Annotated in this window: 22 protein-coding genes, 1 tRNA gene and 1 pseudogene; 21 read left to right on the top strand and 3 right to left on the bottom strand. The window is 64.7% G+C overall.

The genetic code is table 11. The features are described 5' to 3' along the window. Window positions 1-42 precede the first annotated feature (42 nt). Window positions 43-558: a MarR family winged helix-turn-helix transcriptional regulator gene (locus JJC00_RS19010; RefSeq protein WP_200467525.1), complete on the bottom strand. Its 516-nt coding sequence runs from the start codon at window positions 556-558 to the stop codon at window positions 43-45. Between the two features lie 179 nt (window positions 559-737). Between JJC00_RS19010 and JJC00_RS19005 the strand changes: the two genes are divergently transcribed. Further along, on the top strand, window positions 738-1,928 hold the full coding sequence (locus tag JJC00_RS19005) for an aromatic ring-hydroxylating dioxygenase subunit alpha (protein WP_200467524.1): 1,191 nt from the start codon (window positions 738-740) through the stop codon (window positions 1,926-1,928). Between the two features lie 56 nt (window positions 1,929-1,984). Continuing rightward, window positions 1,985-3,277 carry a spinster family MFS transporter gene (locus JJC00_RS19000; RefSeq protein ID WP_200474156.1) on the top strand — a complete coding sequence of 431 codons (1,293 nt, stop codon included), beginning with the start codon at window positions 1,985-1,987 and terminating at the stop codon, window positions 3,275-3,277. Between the two features lie 6 nt (window positions 3,278-3,283). On the opposite strand, the gene JJC00_RS18995 is transcribed toward JJC00_RS19000, so the two are convergent. Then, window positions 3,284-4,192, bottom strand: a complete 909-nt coding sequence (locus JJC00_RS18995; RefSeq protein WP_200467523.1) for an alpha/beta fold hydrolase — start codon at window positions 4,190-4,192, stop codon at window positions 3,284-3,286. A 246-nt stretch (window positions 4,193-4,438) separates the two neighbouring features. Here JJC00_RS18995 and JJC00_RS18990 point away from each other — a divergent pair, with 246 nt between their 5' ends. Continuing rightward, complete coding sequence (locus tag JJC00_RS18990) at window positions 4,439-4,642, top strand: hypothetical protein (protein WP_200467522.1); 204 nt, start codon at window positions 4,439-4,441, stop codon at window positions 4,640-4,642. Window positions 4,643-4,738: 96 nt separating this feature from the next. Here the strand turns inward: JJC00_RS18990 and JJC00_RS18985 are convergent. After that, window positions 4,739-5,841: pseudogene (locus JJC00_RS18985) on the bottom strand (tetratricopeptide repeat protein); the annotation flags it as partial. 493 nt (window positions 5,842-6,334) lie between these two features. On the opposite strand from JJC00_RS18985, the gene JJC00_RS18980 reads away from it, so the two are divergent. From JJC00_RS18980 to JJC00_RS18895, 18 genes are all read left to right on the top strand, one after another. After that, window positions 6,335-6,411, top strand: a tRNA-Asp gene (locus tag JJC00_RS18980). A gap of 231 nt (window positions 6,412-6,642) precedes the next feature. Next, a complete protein-coding gene (locus JJC00_RS18975; protein WP_200467521.1) occupies window positions 6,643-6,987 on the top strand; it encodes a hypothetical protein in 345 nt (114 codons plus the stop codon). After that, window positions 6,984-7,622: a J domain-containing protein gene (locus JJC00_RS18970; RefSeq protein WP_200467520.1), complete on the top strand. Its 639-nt coding sequence runs from the start codon at window positions 6,984-6,986 to the stop codon at window positions 7,620-7,622. Before JJC00_RS18975 ends, JJC00_RS18970 begins: the two co-directional genes overlap by 4 nt. Then, entirely contained in the window at window positions 7,619-8,434 is an 816-nt protein-coding gene (locus tag JJC00_RS18965) for a radical SAM protein (protein ID WP_200467519.1), read from the top strand. Before JJC00_RS18970 ends, JJC00_RS18965 begins: the two co-directional genes overlap by 4 nt. Continuing rightward, on the top strand, window positions 8,431-8,670 hold the full coding sequence (locus JJC00_RS18960; RefSeq protein WP_200467518.1) for a DUF7557 family protein: 240 nt from the start codon (window positions 8,431-8,433) through the stop codon (window positions 8,668-8,670). Before JJC00_RS18965 ends, JJC00_RS18960 begins: the two co-directional genes overlap by 4 nt. After that, on the top strand, window positions 8,667-8,993 hold the full coding sequence (locus JJC00_RS18955; protein WP_200467517.1) for a hypothetical protein: 327 nt from the start codon (window positions 8,667-8,669) through the stop codon (window positions 8,991-8,993). Before JJC00_RS18960 ends, JJC00_RS18955 begins: the two co-directional genes overlap by 4 nt. Continuing rightward, entirely contained in the window at window positions 8,990-9,169 is a 180-nt protein-coding gene (locus tag JJC00_RS18950) for a hypothetical protein (RefSeq protein WP_200467516.1), read from the top strand. The genes JJC00_RS18955 and JJC00_RS18950 overlap by 4 nt, the downstream gene beginning before the upstream one ends. Then, a complete protein-coding gene (locus tag JJC00_RS18945; protein ID WP_200467515.1) occupies window positions 9,166-9,576 on the top strand; it encodes a hypothetical protein in 411 nt (136 codons plus the stop codon). The genes JJC00_RS18950 and JJC00_RS18945 overlap by 4 nt, the downstream gene beginning before the upstream one ends. Further along, a complete protein-coding gene (locus tag JJC00_RS18940; protein WP_200467514.1) occupies window positions 9,573-9,794 on the top strand; it encodes a hypothetical protein in 222 nt (73 codons plus the stop codon). The genes JJC00_RS18945 and JJC00_RS18940 overlap by 4 nt, the downstream gene beginning before the upstream one ends. After that, a complete protein-coding gene (locus tag JJC00_RS18935) occupies window positions 9,794-10,255 on the top strand; it encodes a hypothetical protein (protein ID WP_200467513.1) in 462 nt (153 codons plus the stop codon). The genes JJC00_RS18940 and JJC00_RS18935 overlap by 1 nt, the downstream gene beginning before the upstream one ends. Further along, the gene (locus JJC00_RS18930) at window positions 10,252-10,518 is read left to right on the top strand and encodes a hypothetical protein (protein WP_200467512.1); all 267 of its coding nucleotides are present in this window, start codon (window positions 10,252-10,254) and stop codon (window positions 10,516-10,518) included. The genes JJC00_RS18935 and JJC00_RS18930 overlap by 4 nt, the downstream gene beginning before the upstream one ends. Further along, window positions 10,515-10,835 carry a hypothetical protein gene (locus JJC00_RS18925; protein ID WP_200467511.1) on the top strand — a complete coding sequence of 107 codons (321 nt, stop codon included), beginning with the start codon at window positions 10,515-10,517 and terminating at the stop codon, window positions 10,833-10,835. The genes JJC00_RS18930 and JJC00_RS18925 overlap by 4 nt, the downstream gene beginning before the upstream one ends. 16 nt (window positions 10,836-10,851) lie before the next feature. Beyond that, a complete protein-coding gene (locus tag JJC00_RS18920) occupies window positions 10,852-11,037 on the top strand; it encodes a hypothetical protein (protein WP_200467510.1) in 186 nt (61 codons plus the stop codon). Further along, on the top strand, window positions 11,034-11,303 hold the full coding sequence (locus tag JJC00_RS18915) for a hypothetical protein (RefSeq protein WP_200467509.1): 270 nt from the start codon (window positions 11,034-11,036) through the stop codon (window positions 11,301-11,303). The genes JJC00_RS18920 and JJC00_RS18915 overlap by 4 nt, the downstream gene beginning before the upstream one ends. A 38-nt stretch (window positions 11,304-11,341) precedes the next feature. Further along, complete coding sequence (locus JJC00_RS18910; RefSeq protein WP_200467508.1) at window positions 11,342-11,647, top strand: hypothetical protein; 306 nt, start codon at window positions 11,342-11,344, stop codon at window positions 11,645-11,647. 62 nt (window positions 11,648-11,709) lie between these two features. Further along, window positions 11,710-11,949, top strand: a complete 240-nt coding sequence (locus JJC00_RS18905) for a hypothetical protein (protein ID WP_349643510.1) — start codon at window positions 11,710-11,712, stop codon at window positions 11,947-11,949. After that, the gene (locus tag JJC00_RS18900) at window positions 11,946-12,101 is read left to right on the top strand and encodes a hypothetical protein (RefSeq protein ID WP_200467506.1); all 156 of its coding nucleotides are present in this window, start codon (window positions 11,946-11,948) and stop codon (window positions 12,099-12,101) included. The genes JJC00_RS18905 and JJC00_RS18900 overlap by 4 nt, the downstream gene beginning before the upstream one ends. Further along, entirely contained in the window at window positions 12,098-12,274 is a 177-nt protein-coding gene (locus JJC00_RS18895) for a hypothetical protein (RefSeq protein ID WP_200467505.1), read from the top strand. Before JJC00_RS18900 ends, JJC00_RS18895 begins: the two co-directional genes overlap by 4 nt. Window positions 12,275-12,352: the final 78 nt, after the last annotated feature.

Raw genomic sequence — 12,352 nt, 5'->3', positions numbered from 1 at the left:
TCTCTTAGAAGCGCTCCAACATGTCCGGATATTTCCGAGCGATCAGCGCGAAACCTTCTCGGCTTCGAGCATCGCTTCCGCAGTCGCGGTGAGACGATCGATCTGCGCAAGCAACGTTTCAAGCTCGTCCTTGCTCAATTGCTCGAGCAGCATCCGGTTGCGCTCCTGCGCGCCTTCGACGATCGCGTCATGCGCGGAGAGCCCCGCAGGCGTCAGCGATACCAGCACCTCGCGGCTGTCCTTGGGGTTCGCGGACTTCGCGATCAGCTTGCGCGAGACCAGCTCGGCGAGCGCACGGCTGATCTGGCCCTTGTCCTGACCGACGGCCTCGGCGAGCCGGGCCACGCTCATCGGCGGCCGCCGGCCGAGCGAGGCGACCAGACCGAACTCGACCGAGGATAGTCCTGCGAGACGCTTGTAGCGCAGGATCGCACCGCGCTTGAGCAGGTTGGCAAGCACCATGAGCCGTGATGACAGCATCACGGTGATCGGCGCCGGCGAGTGATTGTCGTCCGTGTCGGACGATTGGCGCCCGTCCGTGCTCGATGTCTGGCTCATCGCCCACCTCTGCCAAGAAAGCCAAGACGTGCCAAGTCTTGGTAGCGCAACCTCCCCAGCCTGATCCGAATGCGATTAGGAGGCATTTTGGAAGATCGTTGACATTGTCATCGAACTATCTTTCACTGGGTCAACACAAGACGACGCGGCCACCAAGGCCTGCGGCGGGAGGACCAAGCATGACGATCACCCAGCGGGATCGCGATCTCGGCACGGCGTATGCGATGAAACCGGCGCATACGCGCACCGAGCTCACCTCGGTCGTACGCGGCACGCCGATGGGCGAATTGCTCCGCCGCTACTGGCATCCGGTCGGACTCATCAGCGACGCCACTGACACGCCGACGAAGGTGCGCGCGCTGGGTGAGGATCTGATCCTGTTCCGCGACAAGCATGGCCGTGTCGGCCTCCTCCACGCCCGCTGCTGCCATCGCGGCACCACGCTCTATTATGGCAAGGTCGAAGAGGACGGCATCCGCTGCTGCTATCACGGCTGGAAGTTCGACACCGAGGGCCATTGCCTGGAGCAGCCCTGCGAGCCCCACGGCGGCCAGTTCAAGGACAAGGTGCGCCAGCCCTGGTATCCGGTCGAGGAGCGCTACGGGCTGATCTTCGCCTATATGGGCCCGGCCGAGAAACGCCCCGTGCTACCGCGCTACGAGTGCCTCGAAAACATGGACGACGGCGAGTTCGTCGAGGCCGACGATTCCTCGATCGGCGGCGGCGGGCCGGCGGTCATCCCCTGCAACTGGCTGCAGCATTTCGAGAACGTGGTCGATCCCTACCACGTGCCGGTACTGCACGGCTCGTTCTCCGGCCCGCAATTCACTGACATGATGGCCTCGATGCCGGAGGTGAAGTTCGACAAGACACCGCGCGGCATCGCCGTCCGCTCGATCCGCAAGCAGGACGACGGCCGCGTGTTTTACCGCGTCACCGAAGCCGCCCTCCCCACCTTGCGCGTGGTGCCGAACCCGCGCGTGGCGCAGTTTGCCCGGGTGGAATCGATCGGCTGGACGCTGCCGATCGACGACACCTCGTTCCGCATCTATGTCGCCGGTCGTGTGAAGAATTCCGGCGACATCGGCCGCATGCGCTCGAAGTTCAACGGAAAATTCTGGTGGGACATGACGGAGCAGGAGCACCAGCAATTCCCCGGCGACTACGAGGCCCAGGTCGGCCAGGGTCCGATGACGGTGCATTCCGAGGAGCATTTCGGCCAAAGCGATCGCGGCATCCTGATGATCCGGCGCATGCTGGGCGACCAGCTCGAGGCGATGGAAGCGGGCCGCGACCCCGTCGGCGTCTCGTTCGACACCAGCCCGGCCCCGGTCGAGTTCGAAGCGGGGAACTACATCCGCGAATGCTGAGCAGCCCTGACAAGGGCTGGACCAACGACAACAACAAAGACAAATTGGGGGGCGCGATGGTCGATGTGACGTCACAAGTGTCGGTGCAAACGGCCGCCGCGGCAAAGCCCACGGCGCGGCGCTATTACGTGCTGGGCCTGCTCACCATCATCTACGCGCTGAACTTCCTCGACCGCACGATCTTCAACGTCCTGATCGAGCCGATCAAGAAGGAGTTTTCGCTCAGCGACACCATGATGGGCCTGCTCGCGGGCTTCGGCTTCGCGCTGTTCTATTCCCTGCTTGGCATTCCCATTGCGCGTGTCGCCGACCGGCTCAACCGCCGCAACATCGTGGCGCTCGCCTTCGCATTCTGGAGCGCGATGACGGCGCTGTGCGGCATGGCCTCGAGCGTCACCGCACTGGCCTTCGCCAGGATCGGCGTCGGCATCGGCGAATCCGCGGGCTCTCCGGCCTCGCAGTCGATCGTCGCCGATCTCTTTGCCAAGAACGAGCGCCCGCGCGCGCTCGGCATCTACGCCATCGGCACCTATCTCGGCGTCTTCCTGGGCTATTTCGTCGGGGGCACCATCAACCAGCACTATGGCTGGCGGATGGCCTTCTATGTCGCGGGCGTGCCGGGCATCCTGCTGGCGCTGATCCTGTGGCTGACGATCTCGGAGCCGAAGCGCGGCGCGATGCAGGAGAATTTTATGGCCGAGCCGCTCGGGCCGACGCTGCGCTTCCTCGCCTCGCAGCAAAGCTTCGTCATCGTGCTGATCGGCTTCTGCCTCACCACCTACACGAACTACGCCACGGCGGCATGGATCCCGCCATTCCTGGCGCGCGTGCATCATCTGTCGAGCGCCGAGATCGGCACCTATGCCGGCACGTTCAAGGGGCTCGCCGGCATGGCCGGCACGCTGCTCGGTGGCTTCGTGGTGGCGAAAGTCAGCCTCCGCGACGACCGCTGGAAGCTGTGGGCGCCGGCGATCACCTCAGGCCTCGCCGGCCCCGTCTTTGCGCTGTGCATGCTGACGCAGGATTTTACGATGATGGTCGCGATGCTGGCGCTGACCTCGTTCCTGGTCGGCTTCCATCTCGGGCCGATCTTTGCGATCGCGCAGACGGTCGCGAAGCCGAGCATGCGCGCGCTCGCCTCCGCGCTGATCGCGCTCACCGCAACCTGCTTCGGCCAGGGCGTCGGCCCGCTCGCCGTCGGCGTGGTCAACGACGCGCTGAAGGGCAGCTACGGCGCCGACGCCGTGCGCTATTCCCTGCTCTCGGCAGCGGTCACGACCACGCTCGGCGCCCTGCTGTTCGTCTGGGCGGCGCGCACCATCCGCACCGACATCCAGCGGGCGAGCTGAGCCCGCTCAGGCGTTCATGAAGGCGAGCACGTCCGCAATCAACCGCTCGCTGTGCGTTAGCGGCAGCGGATGCGGCGCGCCCCCGTAGACGATCAGCTTACTGCCCTTGATCAATTTCGCGGTCTTGGCGCCCGTCAATGGCAGCGGCGCGCTGGCATCCTTGTCGCCATGGAGGATCAGCGTCGGCCGATCGATCTTGGCGGCAGCCGCGCGCAGATCGGCGAACGCGATGGTCTTGCGGCACGCCAGCGCCACCGGCAACGGCACGCTCAGCATCATCTCGCGGATCCATGTCCGCGTGATCTCGGGCGTGTCAGGGGTGAAGAACGGCGCTTCGTTCGCCGCAATCCATTTTGCGAAGTCGCGCGCGACGGCCGCGTTGTCGGCCTCGATCATCGCTTTCGGAACCGCATCCGGATTGTCCTCGGTCTTGACCAGGAACGGCGTCGTTGGCGCGACCAGCACCAGTCTTGCGATCCGGTCCGATCCATATCGGGCCAGATAGTTCACCGCCTCGACCGTCCCCATCGAGAAGCCAACCAGCGTCACGTCGCGCAGGTCGCGCGCCTCGATCACGGCAGCGACGTCATCGGTCAGCGTCTCCAGATCATAGCCCGAAGACGGCATCTCGGACCGGCCATGCCCGCGCCTGTCAGGCGCAACGCAGCGGAAGCCCTTTGCGTCGAGGGCTGCAATCTGGCTGCCCCAGCTGCGGGCGTCGAAGGTCCAGGCCGACAGCAGCAGCACCGGTGCGCCGCTGCCCCAATCCTGCACGAACAGTTTTGTGCCGTCCTTCGCGGTCACATAGGGCGATCGCACAGTCTGCTGGGCTGCGGCCACTGGCGCGCTCCCGCCCGACGCCGCCGCAAAGGCGGTTCCAAGCAACGTGGCTTCGAGGACAGTTCGACGGTTCATGGTGCTTCTCCCTTGCCGGATCGTTCGCGGCCGATGGAAACGATCATGACGAGGGGATTTGGCCTCCGCGATTACGCGGCAGGTAAGAGCTCATGCGGCGTCCGCACGAAGCCGTCAGCCGTCCCACGCCGAAACGGGCAACTGGCCAGATGAAACCATTTTGCGGAACCCGCGAAACGATCCGGAAACAGATGCTCCTTAAGACATCAGCCTACAGACGGCGCCAAAGCCCGTCGGGAGGCTCGGATGAACCACTCAATTCACTCTGCAGATCGGGGTACCCACCTGAAGATCGTGGTGGTGGCGCTGGTGGCCGGCATCGTAGTGGCCGCCTTCGGGATCGCAGCCCGCACCAATGCCGATTACAGCCAGACCGCCCAGTCGACCCACGTGATCAAGGCCGGCAAGCCGGTGGTGATCACGAGCTCGGGCACCTCCGAGATCCGCTGATCGCGGGAAAAAGGTCCGATTTGAGACGCAATGGCCGCCTTGGGGCGGCCTTTTGCTTTTGGCCAATCTCTGAAGGGTTCAGGCCAAGCTGTTGGACTACTGGGCCTGTGCCGCGCAATAGTCCTGCCAGAACTGGCGGTAGGCCGCTTCCACGTGGCGCGCGTAGGTCGCGCCATTGCCCGCCGCCGAGGCCGCGATCCGCGCCGGCAGCTCCAGCCTCAAGGCGGCCAGCCCAGCCGGGTCCGCCGCAAACCGCTTCGCAATCGCAATGTAGGTTTCATCGTCCTCGGTAACCCAGTCGTCGAGGCCGATTGCCTTGAGGATGCCGCCTGCCGCCCGCCCGGACGTCGTCTGGCCCAGCTTGGCGATGACAGGCACGCCATGTGCAGGGACTCCCAGGTCCCGGCACCGCCGTTCTGCGGGAACGGATCGAGCGAGATGTCGATGTGGGCATATTCGGCGAGATGCTCCTCGCGCGGACTTGCCCCCAGGCAGACAACACTGTCCGGGCTGACGCCCTGTTCGACGAAACGCGCGACCAGGCCATCGCGAAGGCCGGCATCGTCAAGCGCATTGTGCTTGATGACAAGCTTCGATCCCGGCAGCTCACGCAGCAGCCTCGACCACACCGGCAGCACCTCGTTCGAGATCTTCTCGATCCGGTTGAAGGTGCCGAAGGTGACATAGCCGTTGCGCAGCATCGGGAAGTCCGGCCGGTACGAGACCGGCGCCGGCTCGGAGATCGTCAGCATGCACGGCAGATCGTGGATCTTCTCGGCAAACTCGGGCCGCGCGCCTTCCGGAATCGCGACCGGGTCGGCAAAGATGTAGTCCATCGTCTTCAGGCCGTTGCCGGTCGGCGCGCCCCAGGCCGAGACCTGGATCGGCGCGGTCTTGCGCGCAAACATCCCGAGGCGATTGCCACCGGAGTGACCGGACAGATCGACCAGGATGTCGATCCCGTCTTTGTCGATGCGATCCGTCAATTGCTCGTCGGACAGCAACACCGCATCGACCCAGCGATCCGCGAACGAGCGGAACTCGTCGGTCATCTCGTCCTGAAGCGGAGACGTTGAATAGCAGACAAGCTCGAAATTGGCGTGATCGCAATGGCGCAACACCGGCATGAAGACGAAGCCAGCCGAGTGGCGCCTGAAATCCGCTGACACGTAACCCACCACGAGACGCCTGTCGGGATCCGTGCCAAGATCGCAATAGACGTTGGCCGCCCGCGGGCTGACCGCGATCGCGGCGCGCAGGACCTGCTCGGCCTCCTCGAGCCGCTTCGGATCGCCGCTGAGACAGACCCCGAGCAGATGCAGCGTGTCGAAATGATCGGGAAGCACCTGGAGTATCCGCCGGCACAGCGTTTCGACATCGGCGAGCCGTCCGTTGCCATAGGCCTGATGGGCCGCCGCCAGCGCGGCGTCCGCATCCTTCTTGAATTTCTTCTGGAGCCTTGCGTTCTGAAAGGCGCGCGAGCCGACGGTCAAGCCAAATGTCCCCGGAAATTGCCTGTGGAGCTTGTAACACCATTGATCGATTCGGCGCCCGGAGGCAGCCGTCCGGGCCGTAGCGATACGGTCCCGCCCCGCGCCAACAGGCGTTTGCTCCCCGTCAACGCAACGTCCTTGACTTCACCATGTCCCCCCTTTAAGTCCCCCTCGTTCCGCGCGGACACATACGCGTCACGCGGGAGTAGCTCAGTTGGTTAGAGCGCCGGCCTGTCACGCCGGAGGTCGCGGGTTCGAGCCCCGTCTCTCGCGCCATTATTTCAATGGCTTAGCACCCCCTCCCAGCCCCCGATTCGACTCCGCGCTTTAGCGCGTTTCGACTCCTGCGCGCCCCTTTCGTTCTGGCCTTACCGCTCCCGCCGGCCCTCGCCGCGGGCGCCTTCGCGCGCCCGGGAACCATCCGCCTGAGGTCGAGGCCCATCCCCCTTCGTGTTGCGTCAGTTGCGTCCCCGCGTACCCGTTTTCCCCGATTATCAGGAGACCATCATGGCAAATCCGGAGCCCTTTCCGGAACACATCTCGCTCGGCGAAAAGTACGAGCCGGCGATGAAGATCGAGGATCAGGCCGCCGCTACGGCTTACTTCGAGCGGTGCGTCGAGCACCAGATGCGGGCGTTCGGGACCACCCGCGCGGAGGCCGAGCAGGCAGAGAAGGCCAACCTCGGCTATTGGGCCGGCTACTACGACAACGCCACCCGTGAGCGCGTCGAGCGGCTGTTCGATTGCGCCCATCCCTACTTCGGCCGGATTGCGGAAAAGGGACCTCCATCGCCGGCTGAAGCGCTCGCGGCCGGCCTCGAGCGAGTACTGAAGTTGGCGGGGCGCTCATGACCGTCGAAGCCTACCCGCTTCAGTGGCCGCAAGGTTGGCCCAGGACGCCCAGCCATCAGCAGCAGCGCGGCTGGCAGTTCAAGCAGGCCCGGTATGCGACGCCTGGCCAAAACTGGTCGGGTGTCACCGGCCGCGGCCTGGTCACCTTCGCGAAGGCCCGCGATCAGCTTTACGAGGAACTGCGCAAGCTCGGCGCCGGCAAAGTCGTTGTTTCGACCAACCACAAGCCAGACCGCTACGGGATCCCGACCGAGAGCAAGCGCAGCGTCGGTGACGAGGGCGTGGCGATCTATTTCCAGCTCAAGGGCCGGCCAATGGCCATGGCGTGCGATCGCTTCGACAACGCCGCGGCGAACATGCGTTCGCTCGGCCTGGCGATCGAGGCCATGCGCCAGCTCGAGCGCCATGGCGGGGGCACCATGATGGAGCGGGCGTTCACCGGCTTCGTCGCCCTCGAGGCACCCGGAAAGAGCTGGTGGGATGTTCTGCAGGTACGGCCAGACGCCACCGCCGACGCGATCGAGGCCAATTTCCGGCGCCTGGCACGCGACCGCCATCCCGATCGTGGCGGCAGCAACGCCGCTATGGCCGAGCTCAACGAGGCCCGCGCGGCCGGACTGGCGGCCCGGCAATGAGCAACCTCCCTGACGTCCTCAAGCGTTGCAACATGATCTATGAGCCTAAGGGCCAGGCCGGCGAGTATGCCCCGCTCGCCACCAACCCCTATCGCGGCTGCGGCCACGGTTGCGCCTATTGCTACGGTCCGTTGGTGACCAAGCAGAAGCGGCCGGACTTCGACGCCGGCGCCGTTCTGCGCGATCGTTTCCTCGAGCGTCTTTGGCGCGACGCGCAACGCTTCCAAGCCGCCGGCGTCACCGGCCAGGTCATGCTGTCGTTCACGACGGACCCGTACCATCCGGGCGATACCGCACCAACCCGCGAGACGCTGCGGATCCTCGCCGCCCATGGCCTCGGCTTCTGCACCCTCACGAAGGGCGGCACGCGGGCGCTGCGCGATATCGACCTGTTCCGGCCCGATCGCGACGCCTTCGCCTGCACGCTGACATCGATGAGCGACACGTTTTCCGAAAAGTGGGAGCGGAATGCGGCGTCGCCGGCGTCGCGGATCGCCACGCTACGCGCCTTCCACGCGCGCGGGATCTTCACCTGGGTGAGTCTTGAGCCGACACTCGACGTCGAGAGCTCACTGGCGATCATCGACGCGACCGCGCCATTCGTGGATCTCTACAAGGTGGGCCAAGCCAACTACCTCAAGGAGATTACCCGAACGACGGATTGGGCCGGCTACACCCAGCGCGTCATCATCAAGCTGCAGCGCCTCGGCAAAGCCCATTACATCAAGCGAGATCTGCAGAAGCATCTGCCGGCCGGGTACCACAACCCGCTGCGCGTGCCCCAGTACCACGGGGAGAGGGCCGCGGCATGACGATCGTCATCGTACCTGCGCGGGTCTATCACGGGCTACTCGAGCGATGGACTACGCCGACCGATCGCCTGATCTATCGAGACCGCGGCGTAGCGCTTCCCGATGGCCGAGTGCGGTTCGAACTGGATGCGGCGGCGCTCGAGCTCATCGAGCCATTTAGGCTCGAGGGCGAGACATACCCCGAGTTTCTCGAGCGGCTCGTCGCGCTCGGCGAGACAGAGGGACGTCTGCAATGACCGCCCTGCCCCGCCTCGAGCTCGCCGATCCGGACAACCGATCCACCTTCACGATGGACGGCGAACTCTGCCAGTTCGATGAAGCCGTGCTCACCATCAACGGCAACGAGGACGAGACGATCGTCATCGCCTGCCAGGGCGCGATGGATCTCGCCGATCGGCTGATCCGCTACGTCAACGCGCACGAGCAGATCGAAAAAACGCTCACCGCGGCGCTGCACGCGCTGCGCTCATACCAATTCGGCAACTCCGCGCCAGATCTCGCGCGCGGCATCGCCGACGATCTCGAAACCCTCATCAAGGAAACAGGAGAAGCGGCATGATCGATCCCGGCAAACTTAAGGAGACCTATCTCGGGGATGGCCTCTACTGTTCCTTTGACGGGCAACAGATCAAACTCCGCGCCCCCCGCGAGGATGGCGATCATATCGTGTACTTAGAGCCGAGCGTGCAGATCGCGTTCATCGAATTCATTGAGCGCATTGTGGGGCGCCGATGAAAGCCATCAACCACCGCGAAGCCTTCGCCCTCATGTGGTACGCCTGCGAATGCGGCCACCGCGAGCGCATCTGGAATTCGCGGGATGGCGTGACCCCGTTCGGCGGCATTCAATGCACGAGCTGCGGCGGCAAGGGCTTCGAGACACGCGGCCTCACCCACGTCGATTGGAACCTCGACATACGAAGCACCGATCACAAGCTGATCAGTGGCCAACGCTTTTTCCGGGACGGCACCGCTGCGGATGCAGTCCGGATCATTGAACGAAACGTTGCGCACGCGGCGAAGGTGGGACGGCCAATCCCGCCAAAGATCGCGGCGCATCTCCGCAAGGACGCGGAAGAGCAAAAAGGCCAATGGCAGCAGGGCTGGCCGATGGTCGACCGCTACGCGGAGCCGCAGTCATGAGAACGCGCGAGGAGCACCTCGCCTGGTGCAAAGCGCGGGCGCTCGAATACTGCGCCGCCGGCAAACCCGCCGACGCGCTCGGCTCCATGATCAGCGACCTGAAGAAGCACCCCGAACTCGCGGACCACCCCGCAATCACACTGGGTGCCACGATGATGTTCGCCGGTTTCCTCGACGACCCGGGCGAGGCCAAGCGCTTTATTGAGGGCTTCAACTGATGAGCCGCAAGCAGCGAAACCGCCCGATCGTCTCGATCAAACCTATGCGGCTTGCAGATGGCCGCACGGACTACTGGGTGTCGATCAAGGTCGGCGAGAAGGATGTGACGCCGCACGTCTTCCGCGGGGAGTACAAGGCAGCCTATCACGTCGCGCTCTATGATTGGCTGCTCAACGGCATTGGGGAAGAGCCGGACTGTGTTGAGTTCGGCCCTAATGATTGGCCTGCTCGCCTCGCGACGCCATTGATCGACGCGCAATGGGTTTGGCTCATCTGGGGCCTGACCCCTGGTACCTGCGATCTCGTCGCAATCGCTACGACAGAGGAAATCCGAGATCGATACGTTGTGGGGGCTGGTCCGCGTTTCACTACCGTAACGACGGAGAAGGTCCTGCTAGACCACGCCTACGGTTATCGCATGGTCTTGTCCGCAATGAACCGCTCGAGGCCGAAGCCGTGACCGAGCAGCTCGACATGTTCTCGGTGCCGCTGGCGCCGGCGCCGGCCCCATCACCGGCGCCGGTCGCGTCACCCGCGGTCGCCGGCGTGCACTGGATCCTGATCACGACCAAGGCGGCGCGCACCGCTTGCGGCATCGCCATGCCGGCCTATTACAAGCAGCTCGGCTGTGGCTACTCCGCTGCGGGCGCGAAGCTCGCCTGCACCCACAACCGCGACGACGGCACCGTGACGTGCCAGGGCTGCCTGGAGGAGATGTCGTGAAGCGCGCCCTTCCCCGCGAGAGCTCAGAGCACGGCACACGCGATCGCAAGGTGCTCGCGGAGGAGCTCGAGTATCTCGGTCCGGTCGCGATCGCGATGTTCGTCGAGCTCGGCTGGATCCGGCTTTGGCCGATGAGCTGGTCGAGAGGCGGCCTCAACGCCCTGCGAAATGGGTACGGTCAGTGGATTGGCAATCGCCAGGCGCTGCCGATCCACACCCCCGAAGATCCGAACGGCGTAGCATGGTGGGAGCACCGCCGCTGGCGCGTACCAGTCGGCACCAACATTCCACTCCAGGCAGCAAAGGAAGCAGCATGAAGGAAGCGGCAACGGAATGACGTCTCCCTTCACCAACAACGCCGACGGCAGCCGCGAATTCGACTGCACCGACTGCGGCATGCACGTGGTTGAGATCGTCGCCACCGATTTTGATTTTCCAGTTTGCTTTATCTGCCGGTACATCGGAGAGCGTCCGCAGATGCCGGAAGAAGCCAAGGCCCTCCTGAGAGGCGAGCGATGACTGGCATTTTAGAATGGATCGTCAACGAGGCCAGCCGCGGGCTTGATGAGGGCGATGTGCGCGAGGCCTTAACGGCAATCAAATGGAAGGTGAAGGACGCGCTCCGCGCTGCACCCAGGTCGCCATCGGCGCTCGCCGACAGCTTTCCCGAAGTCAATCTGTCGAACTATACTGACGACGATGTCTCGGCCTTGAACAACTGGGGCTTCGAGGTGGTCGATGCCCTTCGCGCCGCGGAGCCGAGCCTCAGTGACAAATGGCGCTAGGATCGACTCTCCGCCGCGGGCGTGCTTTCACGGCCGGCATGGATCTCTACCTCCGCAAGGTCAGACACCCGCAGGCGCCCAACAACTATCGAGTCCTGGTGAAGTTCGATGGCGAAGAGCTCGAGGTCGGCTCGATCGGCCTACAGAACTTCACCAGCGACGATACAGCCTGGACCTGGGGCATCGACACGGTCATCCCACTGCGGGCCTTCGAAACGCAGGGTCGCGGCGCCGATCGGCGCGACTGCATGGCTAAGTTCAGGACCGCCTGGGAGAAGCTCTCGGCGGACAGCGGCCTGCTCGCCGAGTTCATGGTCGCCAAGCGGCGCGCGAGGCGCCGCTGATGCCTCCCCGCTGGTCTACCCGCTTCGATGACCCGATTCCCCTGCCCGCCGGCGGCGCGCTAATGACGCTACGCGACGCGGCGACCTATGTGCTCGAGCTGCCGGCGGCCGAGCAGGAGCACCCTGCCTGGCGCCTGGCGATCGCTACCCTGATCGATGCCGCCGAGGGCCGCGACTTCCTGATGCACGCGCGAATCGCCGTAATTCGGGCGCTGAACCGGAACCAGCCTGCCCCGGCCCGCGTCAAGCAGGAGGACTGGCGGGATCGATGGCGGGCGAAGCGAGACGGGATTGGCCGATGACAACCGTCTGGATCTACACTGACACCAGCAAGCAGGTCGGCGATCCCGACCACCTCAAGGTCTTCGCCAGCGAAGATGCGGCGCAAGCCTGGTTCCGCGACAATGATCCTGAGGGCGTCGCCTTCGCTTACGAAGTGATCGGGTCCCAATGAAGCTGCCCCGCGGCAAATACCTCGGCGAGCGTGTCGGCGCGCCGCCGGCCGACGAGGCCGAGCATTTCATCAAGTGCCCGGAATGCGGCGGCTGGATCGACTGCCGGGATCTTGCGGCCGTGTTCGAACACCAAGGCCCTTTGCCCCACCCGGAAGCCGATCGGCCGCAATAGGCAACCTCCCGTTAAGGAGATTATGGAACATTTCCGCCGCGCGCGGCCTTGGTTCCGCGTTCCGCGCCGCCAGGACCT

Origin of the sequence: Bradyrhizobium diazoefficiens (assembly GCF_016616885.1) — a bacterium.
Classification (GTDB): domain Bacteria; phylum Pseudomonadota; class Alphaproteobacteria; order Rhizobiales; family Xanthobacteraceae; genus Bradyrhizobium; species Bradyrhizobium diazoefficiens_F.
The sequence above is the reverse complement of the archived record's forward strand: the minus strand, read 5'-3'. Positions and strand labels throughout refer to the sequence as shown.